This is a genomic window from Pseudomonas sp. Os17 (assembly GCF_001547895.1).
Classification (GTDB): domain Bacteria; phylum Pseudomonadota; class Gammaproteobacteria; order Pseudomonadales; family Pseudomonadaceae; genus Aquipseudomonas.
Window position 1 is genome coordinate 3865757 of the sequence record NZ_AP014627.1, and the last position, 16167, is coordinate 3881923.

Annotated in this window: 18 protein-coding genes and 4 pseudogenes; 7 read left to right on the forward strand and 15 right to left on the reverse strand. The window is 57.1% G+C overall.

Annotation, left to right across the window (positions count from 1 at the left end; translation table 11 throughout):
• Nucleotides 1-69 precede the first annotated feature (69 nt).
• Both POS17_RS16845 and POS17_RS16850 read left to right on the forward strand, forming a co-directional pair.
• Complete coding sequence (locus POS17_RS16845) at nt 70-1113, forward strand: hypothetical protein (RefSeq protein ID WP_060839626.1); 1044 nt, start codon at nt 70-72, stop codon at nt 1111-1113.
• A gap of 238 nt (nt 1114-1351) precedes the next feature.
• The gene (locus tag POS17_RS16850) at nt 1352-1678 is read left to right on the forward strand and encodes a DUF2388 domain-containing protein (protein ID WP_060839627.1); all 327 of its coding nucleotides are present in this window, start codon (nt 1352-1354) and stop codon (nt 1676-1678) included.
• Between the two features lie 573 nt (nt 1679-2251).
• Here POS17_RS16850 and POS17_RS16855 read toward each other — a convergent pair.
• Nucleotides 2252-2569 carry a hypothetical protein gene (locus tag POS17_RS16855; RefSeq protein WP_060839628.1) on the reverse strand — a complete coding sequence of 106 codons (318 nt, stop codon included), beginning with the start codon at nt 2567-2569 and terminating at the stop codon, nt 2252-2254.
• Nucleotides 2570-2689: 120 nt separating this feature from the next.
• Between POS17_RS16855 and POS17_RS32320 the strand changes: the two are divergent.
• Nucleotides 2690-2971: pseudogene (locus POS17_RS32320) on the forward strand (integrase); the annotation flags it as partial.
• 49 nt (nt 2972-3020) lie between these two features.
• On the opposite strand, the pseudogene POS17_RS32750 reads toward POS17_RS32320, so the two are convergent.
• Nucleotides 3021-3158, reverse strand: a pseudogene (locus POS17_RS32750) (major capsid protein); the annotation flags it as partial.
• A gap of 213 nt (nt 3159-3371) precedes the next feature.
• Nucleotides 3372-3548 carry a hypothetical protein gene (locus tag POS17_RS32175; RefSeq protein WP_173655903.1) on the reverse strand — a complete coding sequence of 59 codons (177 nt, stop codon included), beginning with the start codon at nt 3546-3548 and terminating at the stop codon, nt 3372-3374.
• A gap of 105 nt (nt 3549-3653) precedes the next feature.
• On the opposite strand from POS17_RS32175, the gene yejK reads away from it, so the two are divergent.
• Entirely contained in the window at nt 3654-4697 is a 1044-nt protein-coding gene (gene yejK, locus POS17_RS16870) for a nucleoid-associated protein YejK (RefSeq protein WP_082729883.1), read from the forward strand.
• A 15-nt stretch (nt 4698-4712) separates the two neighbouring features.
• On the opposite strand, the gene POS17_RS31055 is transcribed toward yejK, so the two are convergent.
• Together POS17_RS31055 and POS17_RS16875 are read right to left on the reverse strand one after the other, a co-directional pair.
• Nucleotides 4713-5741 (reverse strand): RelA/SpoT domain-containing protein, encoded by a 1029-nt coding sequence (locus POS17_RS31055; protein WP_159426424.1) that lies wholly within the window; start codon nt 5739-5741, stop codon nt 4713-4715.
• Nucleotides 5742-5842: 101 nt separating this feature from the next.
• Complete coding sequence (locus tag POS17_RS16875; protein WP_060839631.1) at nt 5843-6397, reverse strand: hypothetical protein; 555 nt, start codon at nt 6395-6397, stop codon at nt 5843-5845.
• A 105-nt stretch (nt 6398-6502) separates the two neighbouring features.
• On the opposite strand from POS17_RS16875, the pseudogene POS17_RS16880 reads away from it, so the two are divergent.
• Nucleotides 6503-6955 (forward strand): annotated as a pseudogene (locus POS17_RS16880) (DUF2786 domain-containing protein); the annotation flags it as partial.
• Nucleotides 6954-7343, forward strand: a pseudogene (locus POS17_RS16885) (tyrosine-type recombinase/integrase); the annotation flags it as partial. The pseudogenes POS17_RS16880 and POS17_RS16885, both read left to right, overlap by 2 nt.
• A 382-nt stretch (nt 7344-7725) precedes the next feature.
• On the opposite strand, the gene POS17_RS16890 reads toward POS17_RS16885, so the two are convergent.
• Nucleotides 7726-8019 carry a hypothetical protein gene (locus tag POS17_RS16890; RefSeq protein ID WP_060839632.1) on the reverse strand — a complete coding sequence of 98 codons (294 nt, stop codon included), beginning with the start codon at nt 8017-8019 and terminating at the stop codon, nt 7726-7728.
• Nucleotides 8020-8135: 116 nt separating this feature from the next.
• Between POS17_RS16890 and POS17_RS16895 the strand changes: the two genes are divergently transcribed.
• Nucleotides 8136-8816 (forward strand): SOS response-associated peptidase family protein, encoded by a 681-nt coding sequence (locus POS17_RS16895; protein WP_060839633.1) that lies wholly within the window; start codon nt 8136-8138, stop codon nt 8814-8816.
• A gap of 47 nt (nt 8817-8863) precedes the next feature.
• Here POS17_RS16895 and POS17_RS31750 read toward each other — a convergent pair whose 3' ends face one another.
• From POS17_RS31750 to POS17_RS16935, 9 genes are all read right to left on the reverse strand, one after another.
• The gene (locus POS17_RS31750) at nt 8864-9229 is read right to left on the reverse strand and encodes a hypothetical protein (RefSeq protein WP_148654968.1); all 366 of its coding nucleotides are present in this window, start codon (nt 9227-9229) and stop codon (nt 8864-8866) included.
• An 82-nt stretch (nt 9230-9311) separates the two neighbouring features.
• The gene (locus POS17_RS32325) at nt 9312-9569 is read right to left on the reverse strand and encodes a hypothetical protein (protein WP_060839634.1); all 258 of its coding nucleotides are present in this window, start codon (nt 9567-9569) and stop codon (nt 9312-9314) included.
• Nucleotides 9566-9940, reverse strand: a complete 375-nt coding sequence (locus POS17_RS16905; RefSeq protein ID WP_060839635.1) for a hypothetical protein — start codon at nt 9938-9940, stop codon at nt 9566-9568. Before POS17_RS16905 ends, POS17_RS32325 begins: the two co-directional genes overlap by 4 nt.
• Entirely contained in the window at nt 9937-10380 is a 444-nt protein-coding gene (locus POS17_RS16910; RefSeq protein ID WP_060839636.1) for a structural protein P5, read from the reverse strand. The genes POS17_RS16905 and POS17_RS16910 overlap by 4 nt, the downstream gene beginning before the upstream one ends.
• Nucleotides 10381-10437: 57 nt before the next feature.
• Nucleotides 10438-11262, reverse strand: coding sequence for a hypothetical protein (locus tag POS17_RS16915; protein WP_060839637.1), 825 nt, complete (start codon nt 11260-11262; stop codon nt 10438-10440).
• Nucleotides 11262-11552 carry a hypothetical protein gene (locus tag POS17_RS16920; protein ID WP_060839638.1) on the reverse strand — a complete coding sequence of 97 codons (291 nt, stop codon included), beginning with the start codon at nt 11550-11552 and terminating at the stop codon, nt 11262-11264. Before POS17_RS16920 ends, POS17_RS16915 begins: the two co-directional genes overlap by 1 nt.
• Entirely contained in the window at nt 11549-14638 is a 3090-nt protein-coding gene (locus POS17_RS16925; RefSeq protein WP_060839639.1) for a host specificity protein J, read from the reverse strand. Before POS17_RS16925 ends, POS17_RS16920 begins: the two co-directional genes overlap by 4 nt.
• 57 nt (nt 14639-14695) lie before the next feature.
• Nucleotides 14696-15265 carry a tail assembly protein gene (locus tag POS17_RS16930; protein WP_060839640.1) on the reverse strand — a complete coding sequence of 190 codons (570 nt, stop codon included), beginning with the start codon at nt 15263-15265 and terminating at the stop codon, nt 14696-14698.
• A 439-nt stretch (nt 15266-15704) separates the two neighbouring features.
• Nucleotides 15705-16097, reverse strand: a complete 393-nt coding sequence (locus POS17_RS16935; protein ID WP_060839641.1) for a hypothetical protein — start codon at nt 16095-16097, stop codon at nt 15705-15707.
• Between the last annotated feature and the right edge of the window lie 70 nt (nt 16098-16167).

Sequence of the window (16167 nt, forward strand, 5' to 3'; positions counted from 1 at the left end):
TGCTCGTCCCTCAACGCAGTAATATTTCCGCTCCAGCCCCCCATGCCAACGCTTATCAAGGATTGATACATGAGACTGTTCCGGCCGCGTTTTGCCCTCCCCGCCGCGTTGCTGCTTACCCTTTCCCTCTCCGGCTGCATGTCCGATCTCGATTCGGGCGCCTACGGCAGCATGGACGATCCGCGCTACGCGCAGCTGCTGGACCAGGTGGACGCAGCGCTCAAGGCGAACATGGCGGTGGTGCTGGTGGCCGACGTGATGCCGCACAAGTCGCTGAGCGATGCACTGACCATGACGCAATGGACGCCGACGGCGATCTGGGAATACGAGAAGGATCCAAAGGTGACCTTCGGCCGCAAGTTCCAGACCAATGCACTGCAGCGAAAACCCGGTGAAACCTATCTGTTCAAGGCCTTCGAAGTGCACATCCTGCCGCCCGGCAAATACCTGCTGACCGGCGGCGATGACTACCAGATCCGCGGCTTGCTCGACCAGGTCGGCGCCCGCAGCGGCCCGCCCGGTTCCGGCCGTGGCGCCAACGGCACGGCGTACCTGTCCCCCGAGCTGTATCGCGAGTACTACCGAGAAGAGGTCTGGAAGGACGCCACCTACGGCAGCGAGACCAAGACCGAGACGGTCTGTACCGCCGTGCTCAGGGCGTCGGGTGCCTGCGTGAGCTGGGGTGAACAGCAATATACCCAGACGACCGCGGGCGCACCGGCCGGCTATTACCAACAAACCGACTCGCGCGACGTTCCCGCGATCAAGGTCCAGGCGCGCTTGCCGGTGGACAAGGCGCTCGCCAGCTTCACCCTGCAAGGCGGGCAATTGCTGCTGGCCCCGCGCATGCACCTGAAGACCCCTGGCTACAAGTACCAACAGTCCAAGTGCCGGGCGGTCGATCCGCGGAAGATCGAGTGTCCGCTCGACAACCTGACCATCTACACCTGGCCGGCGCCGATGAGCTTTGCCCAGAATCTCATTGAGCAACGCAGCCTGAGCGAGAAGCACCGGCACCTTTTGTCCAGGCTCCAGCCCATGCAGATCACGCCGCTGGGCAAGCAAGGCATGGAGGATCCCGTCTGGGGCGTACCGCTGTCGTTGTCCAGGTAAAGGCAACCGAAGCCTTCGCGTGGCTCCAGTGGCGCAGCGCCTTCGCCAACGCCAGGAATCATCAAGTGCAACAGATGGAGCCCATGTTCAAGCCCGCGAATGGTGATGCGGTGAACAACGGCGGGGCGCTGGCCGGCCTCCCCTCCGGGTCCGGTCCAGCGCCGGGCTTCTCGTACCCGCCCACCCTTTTCCCTGTTATGGTTGCGCCCTTCAACCAGATGGCAGGAAGCGGTCGGGAATGGATTCAACGAAAACACTGGCAGTGGTTTTGCTGGCATTGGCCAGCACTTCAGTGGTGGCCCACGAGAATAATGATCCCGTCGAAAAAGCGATGTTCATCACGACGGTCGCCCCCCTCCTGACTGTTAGCGGAACCACTGCGCTAACGGTCTACGGCCCGGGAAGCATGAAATCGGCCAAGGCCGACGCGCTCGCATTCATCGGCTCGGATGGCCAGATTCGCGGCGCCCAATTTGAACAAGCCGTGCGCTACTACCACTCGGCCTACGGCCAGCCGCACATGACCGATCAACAGTTGGCCCTGGCCATCGCAACGTTGCCCTGAAGGCCGCCCCCTTGCCCCAGGGCCGAAGCGGACCTGCACACGCTTCATTGCCCTGCTCCACGCTGATCAATGTTGGTCTTTTGCCAGTGCCGCGCCACTTCAGCCCAGGACAGCGCGCCCTCTACCTATCAAAGCCGATCACTCAGTACCGCACTCAACTGCGGGCCGCCTATTCTCATGTCCCACGGCCTGATGACGGAGGAAGGAACAACCACCGTCCAACCCAAAGGAAAAATGATGAAATCGCTACCCGTGCCACGGTCAATTGTGGGTGAGTCGCTATAACTGCGCCCGCTGCAGGCCACAGACTTCGAGTCGCTGTACAACGTCGCATCCGATCCCTTGGTTTGGGCCCAGCATCCAAGCCCAATGCGCTATCAGGCACCTGTTTTCCGCGAGTGGTTTGACCAGGCACTTGCTTCACAGTGCGCGCTCGTCGTTCTTGATCGCAGCAACAACCGGGTGGCTGCACCTGTTCAGCGATCAGAAAGCCAGTACGTTGCAAGCGTTCATCCCGGACTGCCGGCGCCGAGCACCACGCTTTGGTCCAGTAACCGTAAATGCACTGTTGGTTCATTGCCCAAGGTTAGGCTGGACGGGAATCAGATCCTGAACTTCTGCGCAAGAGTAGGTGTTGGAATAGTCGTAGAATTTCGGCCTTAATTCGGAGCCGTAACTCATGCATTGGAACGCAGACGAGCCTTTTTGCAAGATTAGAAAGTGAACCGTGCCGACTCTTGCTGGCGACTGGTAGGCGGCTTTGATCTCATAGCCACTGCGTAACAGATCGGTCACCTTTTGAGTTTCCGCCAAGGCCAATGTGCTAGTGACTAGTAGGCCCAGCAGCGAGATGCTCAGGGCATTTTTTGCAATACGATTCGTTCTTGGCATGAATCCGTCATCCGTGAAGGGAAAATGCCAAGTTACCTAAGTTCAACAAAACCGTCACGGCCCAAGCAAGCTGAGTCGTAAAACTCAGCGGACTGGCCACACTCCGACAGGACTGGTCCAGAAGAGTCCAACAAGCGCGAGCTGCAAAACCTACTCGATTTCTTCAATGACCCACCGGCACCGCTCGAGGATATTGAGCCGCAACATGTGCAGCAATATCTATGGGAACGAGGAAAGACCGCGCCGGTTCGGGCGAACAAGGAAAAGGCGCTGCTCAGCGCTATCTGGAACTTTGCACGCGAGTGCGGATACACCGCGCTGGCCAACCCCTGTGCCGGGGTAAAGGGACATAAGGAGAGCGGCCCTGACGTGTACGTCGAGGATGAAATATTCGCGGCTGTCTAGGCGAAGAGTGATCAGCCACTCAAAGACGCCCTGTATCTCTTCTATCTAACCGCACGCGAAGCGCAGCAGTGGCGTACTGGATGAAACCTTCCAGGGTCGCATCGGCAACGTCGGCGCCGATGATCTGGGAGAACTCGTCCACCGGACGGCCGCGGTGCTTGAACGCCTCTTCGGCGGTCTGGTATGCCCACTCGCTCGGCCCCGACGGCTCCGCGCCGCTCTTCGAAATTCCGCGCCACCAAATCGAAGTACCGCAAAGCGTGGCGCGCAAATTACGGCAAGCAGGCTTTGCCGAATCGGCTCCAGATGAACGCCGAAGAAGACGGCGAAGCATAACCCCCCTACTTGCTGCATCCGGATGCCATCGGGAATGAGAGTAAAGCCGTCTAGTTCAGGTTCAGACCTTTGTCGACTGAGTGAACATCCAACCAAGTACAACGGCAGCAATGATAGGGCGTACTAGATCCGTTGCCGGAGCCGAACCAGCAAACACCTGCAGGCCGCTTGTTACGAAGACTGCCAATGCAGCAAGAATGCCCAGCACCGAAATCCAGCGGAAGTATCTTGGAAACATCGAGTAGCTCCTTTTAGAGGGGCACGATCGTAATTGCAATTAGCCACCACATCAACTATCGCTGCATCCGGATACGGAGGGCGGCGCGCACCCGAGGTAATCGCAATGCCAGTAGTCCACAGCATCATCCACAAGATCGACAAGAAGCCAGAGGGCAGTCCTGCAGTGCTCCACTACGCAGGCGCCGAGCCGGCGGAAAGCGAGGTTCGCGACGACCTGATGCACCAGTTCAACGAAAGCTACAAAGCCAAACAGGGTAAGGCCTGGGGCCTGTTCTGTCCGGAGTCAGGCGCTTTCCCCTTCAGCGGATGGCTCAAGGAATACCTCGATGGCGGTCTCAACTTCGTTACTTTCAGTCGGGTAGCAGTGGAGCACCTGACCAAGCTGATGGAAGAATCGAACCTCTCCGTAGGTGGGCACGCCCTCTTCTGCCACTACCAGCAAGGCCTAACCCAGTACCTGGTAATTGCCCTGCTGCAGGAAACTGAAGCGGTGACCGTGGCTGACGGCCTCGCACTGGCTCCTGTTCGGCGCCTGGATCTGGACCACATCCACCTGGCCGCCCGCATCAACCTGAGCGAGTGGAGGGACAACCCGAAATCGCGTCAGTACATTTCGTTCGTCAAGGGTAAGAACGGCCGCAAAGCGAGCGACTACTTCCGTGACTTCATCGGCTGCCAGGAAGGCGTAGACGGCCCAGGCGAAACCCGCACCCTGCTCAAGGCCTTCAGCGACTTCGTGGAAAGCGAGGACCTGCCGGAGGACTCGGCCCTGGTCAGCTACTCCATAGCCCAGTCCAAACTTGGCGAGTCAGTCAGCCTTGAGGAGCTGTCCGAACTGCTCGACGAGGACCGCCCAAAGGCGTTTTACGATCACATCCGCAACAAGGACTACGGGCTGTCACCGGAGATCCCCGCAGACAAGCGCACCCTGAACCAGTTCCGCCGCTTCACCGGTCGCGCCGAGGGCCTGTCCATCAGTTTCGAGGCCCATCTGCTGGGCGACAAGATAGAGTTCGACGAGACCGGCGGCATCCTGACGCTGCGAGGATTGCCAACTCAACTCGTAGATCAACTCAAGCGCGCAGGCACCTTACAGCTACCGCAGCCCTCTAAACGAGAAACGTCGTCTAGACAGGCTTACAAGTAATATATGTGTCTGCTCTTACATACCAGCCTTCGGTACAATGCGATTACTTCTTAATATTCGAGGGATGCTTGACGTGCTCTTTAATCTATATTTTTTTCCATCTGACGATACATAATATCGGTGAGACTCTGTAGCAAAAACATCTTCCGATCCAGACCTAATAGCGTCCTTTACATTATCCAACTCTTTTTGAAGAAGGTTAACTTGATCAGCGGCCTCACTATTCAATTGCTGGGCAGAAGCTAACTGCGATACTAGCTTTTGCATTTCCCCCAATGCTTTATCTCTATCTAAATCAGCCTTTACAATTCGCTCATCGATCTCATCAAATTCATTACTTAGACTCTTTATAAACCCACCCATTTCATCTGCACTACCAGCAAGCCGATTAAATATTTTTAAAACATCTACTAGTTGCTTGTTATCTGAAAAATTTGGATATCTAACTGTATGATCAATTTCACTCCAGGCCTCCTCAAAAACCGTTCTCACTTGCACCTCAACGAGGACCTCACGAAGACCTGGCTTAGTTTTCAATACGTAATGGACTGATCTATATCCGGCGGGATGTACCTTAGCGGCAATCTCATTCTGCTCAAGAGCCTCAATGAGCTCTGATCTATCCCCCTCTCGAATGTAAGAGACAGCAGCCTCATTAAACTCCCACATTTTCTTGATTTGACTGTGAATAGGTAGGCAGTCATCTTTAAACAAATGAAGCGCTCTAACACCAATTAAATCAGTAACAACCTCATGATAGTTCTCTACACTAATGCTTTTATATTTTTCGGAGGCGTTAGGCTCAGACCGTTTGCGAACAATTTTCTCAATTAGATGTTCTGGATCTTTAACCCGCCAGCGAACCGAGTGAACCCCCTCAAATGACTGCATGCTTTTTACAAAAAAATTAGCCGTATCCTCTAGCTGACGAATTCGCACGGAGTGATCAGAAAATATCGAAAGCAACTGTTCCCATTCGATATCTGCCGCTATCCAGTCCTCTTGGGTAATTCTGTTTTTCTCGAGAAATTCGTTTAATTCCATTCGCTCCACCATGCTAGCTAATCCGGCTCCATTCCAGTCTCTCGTAATACCCCATCCCACCCCAAATTGCCACCATCCCGCCAGCACGGGAGTAGCACCTGCTACCTTTGTATTTCTTCTGTAGTTGGCCGCGGCGCGCCAGTAGAGGCCGCAACCTCACACGCCAATACAGCGATAGCGAGGTGGTCTTTGATCTCAGAAAGCATTACAGCCCACCGCTTAAAATGAATTTTATGCTGTGAAACATCGCTCCACGTGTGATGTGAGATCATCGCGCCGGCGTCAGCCGAAAAGCTCTGAATGAGCCCCAACGCTCTTGCTGTTCTCTTGGCGGCATGACTTTTCAAGTGAAGCAACGGGTACAGGTCATCAATGGAGATGTCTCTGGCCATTATATCGAGCTCTTGTATGGCCCTTAGGATGTTCATATATCCTTCAGCTGGCTCTGCATCATCGATACAAAACCAGGCAAAGAGATAAGATACTTTTCGCTCCAATTCCGTGATTGGACTCAACATTCTAGCGGCGACCAATTCAGAGCGATCCTTATCGGCCCTCCGGTTTGCGTAAGCCGCGTGCCCAGAAACACCCAGGGCGACAGCAACAGCGGCCATGGTGCCGATAGCCGACCACATATCCCAAGGCGAGTCCGCCATCTGAATCTCCTCGTTCCGGCTCAATGTCGGGCCGAACACAAATACCCCACTTCTACGAATCACGCCACCCGGGCGAGGGCGGCGCATGCCTGCAGGAGCCACAACATGACCGAACAACAGCAAGACGAAAGCAAGCTCGAACGGGTCATCCGCAAGATCAAGCGCTGCCTGGCGCTCTCCCAAAGCTCGAACGAGAACGAGGCGGCCACGGCCATGCGCCAAGCGCAGTCACTGATGCGCGAGTACCGCCTGACCGAAATGGATGTGCGCCTCAGTGATGTAGGGGAAGTCGAATCGGAGATGTCCAGGGCCAAGCGGCGGCCAACCTGGGACCGAAATCTCGGGTCGGTTATTGGCGAAGCCTTCAGCGTCAGGTCCTTCTCTCGCCGGCGCTGGTGCACCGCTACCAGTCGGGTAGTTGAATGCGAAATGTACGTCGGGATAAACCCAGGTCAGCAAATAGCGATGTACGCCTACGAAACGCTTCTGGCCAAACTTACCCAGGCCCGGCGCGAGTATGTGGCCAAGGTGCGGTCAGGCAAGCAGCGCAGTGCCTATCCGGGATAACCGCCTGGCTGTTCACCAGGGCAAGACTGGCGCAAAAAGGAGGATCGAGATCACCGGTGAGTTGAAGGTGGTGATTGACCGAATACTGGCCAGGAAGGCCGGGATGGCCATTCGCACCAGCAGGCTGATTGTGATGGACAATGGCCAACCAATGACCACCAGTATGCTGCGGGGAAGGTTTGATGCAGCGCGCGAGGCGGCAGGAGTTGAAAAAGCTGATTTTCAGATGCGAGATTTGCGAGCGAAGGCCAGCACCGACAAAGCGGAATCCAGTGGCGACATATTGCAAGTAAGAGATCAGCTCGGGCACACCACGGTGGTGATGACAGAGAACTACATCCGCAAACGGATAGGCAAAAAGGTCACGCCTACAAAGTAAATTGCGGAGCAGTATTTGAAATTGCGGAGCAGTTCAGGATAAGGCTCACTCAAAAAAACCGTGCAAGCCCTTGAAATAGATGGTGCCCGAAGCCGGAATCGAACCGGCACGCCCTTACGAGCGGGGGATTTTAAGTCCCAATATAAAATCAAGCTGGCTGCGGCTTTCACGTCATTTTCCGGTCCGCAATCTTGTAAATTTTTGCGCAATTTATCGCAATGTTTTCAGATAGTTATGAATTGTTGCGGCCCAAAAAAGATGCAGAAAAATAGCTCTCACGACTTTAACGAAAGCGGAATGGCGCATCCCATTTCTCGCCACATTATGCCGATAACGCATAATCCCTCCCCGGCGTCCTGCCAAACACACCCCCCCCCAATTGCTACTCAACGCGACACCACCACGATTGCGCATATAGAGCTCCGTCGACCTCCTCAACGCCATTGATGTTCATCCCAAGCTGCGCCATGCCGTTGACCTTTGCATCGAGCAGTCGCGGAAACACATCCGGGCCTGGATCGCTTTTGAATATCCAAGCCTGAACACAAGGTCGCCCCAGCGCCTGGCTGTGGCTCTCCAGAATATGGATGTCTCCTTTGACAGGCTGGATCTTGCTCAGCCTTTCTGAAGGTATTGCTACGCCACGCTCCCTGCGGCGAACGATTAGAAAATTCATGGGGGGGGATCACGCCAAAAGGCTGTATATACGAACAGTATTTCACCACTTGGCATGCAAGTGAATTGATGCCGACAGACGGAGCTATGCTTTCTCCTCTGCAGGGAGAAACGTCTATGTGCGGACGACTTGCGCAATACCACGGCATCCACGACTTCGTCGCAGCCCTGAGCATGTCCGGGGCCCTGATCAATAACGTCGGTGATCAGCCCCTGGGGCGCTACAACGCAGCGCCGACGATGCAGCTTGCCCTCCTCCACGTCGCCGACGACAAGTTACACGCTGACGCCGTGCGCTGGGGGTGGCGACCGCACTGGGCCACCGACCGCGCCGCGCCGGTCAATGCCAGGGTCGAGAAAGTGGCTCACGGGCCGTTCTTCCGCCAGATCTGGCCGCACCGGGCCATATGCCCGATCGACAACTGGTTCGAGTGGGTAGACGAAGGAGGACCGAAGAAACAGCCCTACCTGATCCGGCACCGCGACGGCTCTCCTATCCTCTGCGCTTCAATCGGACAGCTACCGGATCCAGACGAAGGTCAAGGCGAGCACGACGGCTTTGTGATCATCACCGCCGACGCCCAGGGCGGCATGGTCGACATTCACGACCGGCGGCCTGTTGTCCTGGCGCCGGAGCTGGCCCGAGAGTGGCTCGACCCAGCTACAGCGAAGGAACGCGCCGAACAGATGGTCCTACACCAGGGCGAGTCCGCCGAGGCCTTCGAGTGGTGCAGGGTTAGAGCTTCCGTAGGCAACGTACGCAATCAAGGACCCGAACTGATTGATCCGGTAGGGTGACGAACCAGTGACTGATGAATCACTGGCAACGGATTGTCAGCTGCATACTATTTTGCAGTTTTAGAAACGAGATTGTCACATTTGGTAGGCTTGGAAGTAGCCTCACCACGAGAAAAGTGATTCGGAAAATGATTTAGGAACGTCTCGATAAGGTGCGCGTGATAGTAGGAGTAGACCTCTGGCTCAATACGCTCCCCGGCCGGAGGAATGATATTGAACACAAGGCGGCCCTCAATGTCGGTGCGCGGCTTAAAATAAGCCTTAGCCCCCCAACGTTCGGCAACATGAGTAAAGTTACCGCTTGGGGTCTTCCTCCACGTTGTAATTGAGCCCTCACGCTCGGTCTGTCCGATGCGCTGATCAAACAATTTGAGAAGGCCTGCGGGCGACTGGGTAATGAAGCGAACAGACATTGGAACCCCCCTCTTAAAGTGGATCCAATAAATAGCACGACGCCATCACGCATTCAATCATGGGACCTGACTCAAACAGCATTCATTGACATGAGCCTACTGCAGCCATCAACTGCCTCTCAAATCCGATTCTCTGTCTTCGCTCTGCCAGAAGCGCCCTCACCTTCGTCTCCAGACTGTCGTCCTTGCGCAGGCCGGCGGCGGCCCAAGCCGGTACGGAGATATTAGGCGCCCTGCACGGCACTTGCACGGGCACCTCCACTCGCACGGTGCGTACCTCGGGCTCCCGCGCCGCACACCCTGCCAGTAGCACCACAGCTCCCGCCAGTAACCACTTCATAACCCCAACTCCTGATCAATGATCGATTCCACCGCTGGCGCCGGATCACCACCAGTGCGCTCCTGCAGCAGGCGATTTGCAGCGGAGTAGTCGTGCTGGGCCAGCTCCTCGGCGTCAGCCTGGGCCTGGACAGCGCGGCGCTCGCGCTCCTGGCCAGCCAGCACCAGGTCGCCCAGCTTTCGGCCCTGCTCCCCCGCCAGGGCCTCCAGGTTGTTGCGGCCAGCCTTTGCCGTTGCCAGAGCCTCCTGGGCGGTGTCGAGCAGCGGCCGGTAATGCCTGGAAGCCAGCCAGGCCCCCAGGGCGGCGCCGGCGGCCAACACCAGGACGACGGCCAGCAGAATGCCAACCACCCGCCAGGCACCGGCGCTCACTTCAGGGCCCTGCGCAGGCCTTCCTCGAATACCTCGCTCGAGTAAGGGTTGCCGCCGTTTTCGTGCACGATGATCCCGAGCATCACGGCGCGCAGGGTCGCCGGGTTCTTGATGTCGATCGCATCGTTCGCCTTCACGCCCAGGCGCTTGGCGATTGCGGCGATGTACGCCTCGGTGTCGTTCTCGTTCCCGGGCGCCCAGCGGGTGATGAACTCGCGTGGCGTATCGATGCCGGGCCCGCCAACCCCGGGCATGCCGTCCTTGCCGCGGTAGTTAAGCAGTAGCTTGCCCAGGGCACGGATGCCGTTCTCGGCGGTGTCGAAGACAGCGAACCGGCCGTTCGGCTCCTTGCCGAGCTGGCCCTCCCACTGGTTGCGTGGGTTGTAGTCGATGTTTCCAGGGTTGCGGTTGCGGACGCCGCGGGCATTTTGAATATTCATGCTCAAACTCCAGGCAAAAAAATGCCCGCACTTGGCGGGCCTCTACAGATTTATGAGTTACAGCTGTGGATTGAAGGGGTACGGGTATTCAGCAGTGTCTATGTAGGAGCAAGAAGGCATGCGATCTGAAAGCAGCGACATGAACCCCTGGGGAGTCGTGCTGTAAACACCGTCATATGTGGTCTCCGGCGAGTTCCACATGCAGTGCACAATTGACCCTTGCTGACCGTAGCAGCCCTCATGTACAGCACCTCTGAAGACAGTACTGCTGCCGAGCTGGCTCACAAAGCCGCAGCCGCGGTCCCATGGTATGTGGGCTGCATATGTTTTGGTCTGGTCAAGACTTACCGTGTAGTAAGCCCACAGAACCCCGCCAAGCGTTGAGCCTATTGGCTGCGGTATGAGCACTCCAGTAGCCCCACCAGAGAACGGCACTTGCATTCCATTAGGGAAGGTCACCGGGCCCGGCGGGGTCGATGTCCCGATGACGTTCAGCGGTCGCTGCAGGCTGTTGAACGTGAACCCTCCGCCTTCCTTTCGCGTCTTGAGCGCCGGACCGGTAAAGATTGGCCGCATGATGTCAAAGCAGTAAACCTTGATGCTGGCTACCTCGCCGGCAAAGTAGAACACCGTCTTGCTGCCCTCCTTTGACTGAAACGGCCTGTTGCTCGCGCCGGTGACGAATACAAGCGGGCTGATCGCGCCTTCAACTTCGAACTTGTAGATGTTGTCGTAGAAGACGCTCCACCCTCCGCCTGATTGAAGCCTTTGCCATCTACCGTGATAGGTGACGGGCCCGCTCTTGATCAGGCCGTAGATCGACTTCGACGTGTCATAGAGAACATTGCCGCTCTCGTCGCGGACTATGAGTGCGGTGTTCATCAGTAGTACCCATAGAAAATTTCGCAGTTCATCGCAAAGCCGCCCGGTATCACGTACCCCCATTCGAGCCTGTTCTGCGTAATCGTGACGCCAGGCTTCTTGCCCGCTGTGCGCTGCGAGTCTTCCAGCGGCTGAACAACGTAGAAGTACGATCTACCGGCCGGCAGCGAAATGGGGATCGACCCATTGCTGCGGTTGGTGATGACCGAGCCAGCCCCCTGGCTCAGATTTCTAGTCATGTTGGTTGTGATGTTGCCGCTTGCATCACGCGTTATCAGCCCGACCGTCATGTCGCATCCACACTCAAGTCGATGGCTTTGACGCCGTTCGGATGGAACACATACAGCCCTTTGTTGTTGATCATGAGCCTTGCTCCTCCGGGGGTATTGCCCATCATTTGAAAGGTCCCATCGGGTCGAAATGCCCAGCCAGAAACGTCAGGCACATAGTTGTTCGACTGCAAGTTGCTGCCGATTTTGAGCATGTCGATTGAGCCGTTCTTGATGAACGCGGTGTCGATGTAGGCAGCATTGTTTTGAACAACGAACGGGTAATAAATCTCCGCAGCGTTCGGGTCGACAATTGCAAATCGGCTTGCGGCGATGAGCACCTGGCTAGTGATGATCCCTTCGTTGTTCTCCACGCCAACACCAATGCCGGCTAGGTATGGCTTGTTGTCGACCGTGAGCTGGGTCTTGATCGAGTACATGGCCGCGAGCTCGCTTTTCAGGGTCTCGATTTCAACCTGCGCACCGCCACCCGAGTCGATCTTTTCCAGGAGGTGCTGACTTAACTGCGTCTCTGTGATCTGGTCGTTCAGGTACTCAAGGATCACACCTGCATCGGCGGAGGACTGACCCATCACCGGCCCGTAGAACGCGCCGACGTTGCCGATGCGATCCACCAGCCGGGCCCAGAAGAAGAACCGCACGCCCGCGGCCAGGCCCATGATCGTCAGGTCGGTTTGCGGATAGGCGTAGTCGCCGAACTTTGTCGCCGTCGCTACCTGGCTTGTTTCGCTGTACCAGATCTCGGTTCGCTGCAGGTCCGCGGTGGTAACTCCTGCCGGAATGCCCCAGGCCAACTTGATGCCGAACACAATCGACTCTGCGGTGAAGGACGACGGCACCGGCGGCGGCGTGGTCTTGCCGTTCAGCACGGTCTCGACAGAGGTCGCGAACACCGACCCAATGTCCAGCGAGTTGATGGCCCGCACCTTGGCCACATACCGCCCCGCATAGATTCCGCTCACATCGATGGACGTAGTGCCCGTGCGGCCGGCAAAGATCCAGTCGCCATCGTTCTTTCGCCAGTAGACCTCGTAGGCGATCGCCGCTTCTGGCTTCTCCCACTCAATCGTCATGACACTGACCGCGCTGCCCTGGTCGACGAAGTGGTCATTGCTCACCGTCACGTTCGACGGGGGACGCTGGACGCTCGGCGGGATCACGGTCACCGGCGGCCGCTCGATGCGCGTGCCGTTGTCGATTGCGCCGTATTTACTGGCGTTGTGGCGTACTGCGCTGATCGTGAACTTGATCTCCGAGTCTGAGAAGTCTTCAGCAACTGACATCACGCGAAACAGCTGCGTGGCCAGGGTGGTCGAGTCAATCGCCCACATCGAATGCTGAGGCGGCAGATCGTCCAGGTTCTGGGCCAGCACGACCTGCTGGACGTCGGACGGAAAGCCAGTGGTGTCGAAGGTGACGCGACCGTTGTCCCAGGTGATCCCGTTCTGATCCCATGTCAGCGGATACCCGACCGACTTGATCTTGCGTGATACCGCCGTGCCCGTGGGCATGATCACGGTGATCGTGTCACCTGGGTATGCCTTCACGTCGGCATCCAGTATCAGGGTGTCGAGCGTGGACGAGCGCAAGCGCCCGCCAATGCGCCGCCCTGCCCGATCGTTGTCTGCGATGCGGATGATCTGCCCGGGGCGCGCCAGGGTGCCATCCAGGCCCACGGAGAACCCCACGCTTTCGGTTTCCAGGCGGTTGGTCAGCAGCGCCCACTTGCCGATGCGTTGGGCCTGGGCCTGGGAGGTACAGCCGGTGGCTGTGATCTCGGTCTGCTGGATGCCGTAGCGGGTGATCCCGGCCTGGTCGTCGACATACTCGACCTTCTGCCGGTAGAAGTCGGCCGGGTCGTTCCAGCTCACCAGGGCCACGGTATAGCGGGTCTTCTTCGCCGAGCCGAAATAGCCAAACTTACCGTCGATCACGTTGGCGTTCGAATAGGTGTAAACCGGGTCCTCGGGTATGTCAGCAATAGCCATGACCGAGCCGGCGGCCCAGTAGGACATGCCTCGAAAGGTCGTGGCCAGGTCCTGCAGCACGTCCAGGGCGTTGGAGCGGGTCTGCAAGAACAGGTTGCAGGTGAACCGCGGCTCCAGCCCGCCCTTCCCGTCCGGCACCGGCTGGTCGCAATACTGACCAATGCGGTACAGCTCCCAGCGGTCGACCTGCCCCTCGTTCAACAGATGGCCCAGGCCATACCGGAAGTGCAGCAGCAGGTCGTAGAAGATCCAGGCCGGGTTATCAGTCCAGGCTAACTTGAACGAACCATCCCAGATGCCGGAGTACAACCGACTTTCTGGGTCGTAGTTGCTCGGCACGCGAATGATTCGGCCACGCAGGTCGAAGGACCGGGTGGGGATCGCCTGGAACTGCGAGGCGTCGAACTGCAGTCCGACGACAGCGGAACCCGGATAACGCAGCTTCGCGTCGATGACCTCGGTGATGGCATCGATGTTTGTGGTGTCGGCGATCACGCTGCTGGTGCTGTTCGGCGTCAGGCGAGTGACGCGAATCTGCCAGTTGCTGCTCGCCGGAGGCAGGTCGACACGGTGCGAGCGCTCGTACTTCGTCGAGGTCTTGCCGCTGAACGCCGAGGCCAGCACCTGCACATAGGGCCCGCCGTCGGTGGAAACCTCGATCTTGTACTGCACGGTGTAGCCATTAGTGTCGCCGTTGCTGGTGTTGGTCTGGGCCAGGCGCGGAGTGGACAAGCGCACGCGCACAGCCGACAGCTGCAGGTTCTGCACAGCGCGAACCCAGGGCTGGCCATGCTTCAGCTCAACACCCACCGCGATCTCGCTCTCGACCGCCGGAAAGCCCGGGATATGCAACTGATCATGGCTGCCGGTGCGGGCGTCCAAGGTGACGCCGCTGAAGTTTCGGGTGCCGTCGGCATTGGCCAGCGGGGTTTCGTCCAGGTAGACCGAGCGCTCACCCGCGACCAGACCCTGGATCTCGCCTTCGCTCACCAGGTCTAGGATCCGCGCATAGGCGGTACTCTGCAGACTGTCGGGGGCCTCAACGGACGGCCGCGGCTTCGACTCGCCACCCTTGCTGCCGGTAATTTGCTGGTTCATGGCTTTCCTTCAGGCAAAAAAATACCCGCGCTTGGCGGGCCTGGTGGCGGATTCGCTTTACATCTGGTCTTCGGAGTAGATCCCGGCGCTGATCACCGCGCTCCCAACGATCATCCGACCGTAGAGCAACGGGACAGGGTTGCCCTGGACGCTGGTGTTCACGGCACCGTTGAAGCTGTAGCTGGGTCGGTTGTTGGGGCTGTCCTGGGTGCCCAAGCCCTTGGCTTGCGGGCTGAGCATCTGGATCACGCCGCCGGCGACCAAGGCGAGACCAGGGGCCAATGTTGCACCGCCAGTGATGTATGAAGCAGCGATCAGCACAACCCCCACAATTGTCTGCAATAGGCCCGCCCGTTTTGACCCAACGATCACAGGGACGACTCGGATTACATCACGTCCAGTAGGTTTTTCGAGATCACTCTCTGAGAGATTCTCCTTGCCGTTGAAGATCGCATAACGCAGCCCCTTGCTGGAGCTTTCCGTCATGTGTTTCTCGAATCCTGGGAACTGCTTGAAATACCCTATGATGTCCCGCAAGCCTCCTCGGGTAATCATTCTGTGCCGGCGGCCAAACAGCTTGGCCAGGGAACCAGACAGCAGGACGGTTTGCATCTTTTCAGCAGGCATATTTTCTCCAGACAATAAAAAACCGCCCGTAGGCGGCTTGAGTATTCGGCATTCACAAACACCTGTTCAGCGAGGTGATAGGACCGCCTCGACCAATCTGTGACCAGGAAGCTCTCTGATAGAGCTTGACGATGCTCCCCTCTCCCTGCTGAGCAAGCTCAATATTCAAAACATCATCGGTTTGACCAGAATCAGTTCCAGCAACAATCCGATACCCATTTTGGGTCTCGCTCATCACAGATGTGGACCTGTAGTCCTGCCATGCCGGATACACACAGAGCGCGATATCCTTGGGGCTTTTCGTAGAAATGTGGGTGCTGACTGGATTTCCTAACATAAAGTCAGATGGTGTCGAGCACCCTGCCAACAGCGCCAACGCCCCCCCCAATCAGTATCCGCATGATTACCTCTCGAAAAATGATACAAAGACAAAATTGGCTTACCGGATTCTGATTGGTATACCGCTTGAGCCGATCTCCCACCCGCCGACTAGCTTGTCATTCCGGATGAGAAACTTATAAGGCTTGGCGCCAACGTATCCACCGTAACTATTTTTTGCATTGACCGTCACATCCAAGAGAAATCCTGCCTCAATTTTCCTGCCTTCAAAAACGCTGCCTACCATGTACCCCCTGTATACCGTGCCAAAGCTGTATCGAGCTGAGTCGGGGTCTTTCAGATAAATGCCAAAGAAATTTTTCACTGCTTTCTCGGCGTCCTCCTGATACACAGAGGCTCCATAATCAGCCGCCTGTATTTGCTCAGGGGTCGGTTTTGAGGCGCAGCCAGTAACTAAAAATAACGACAGAAGCAGAAGTGAAATCAAGCGCATAACAACTCTCCATGTTTTCTTGGAGAATACCATTTATGCTCAAGCACGAAAGCCCCGCATGGGCGGGGTT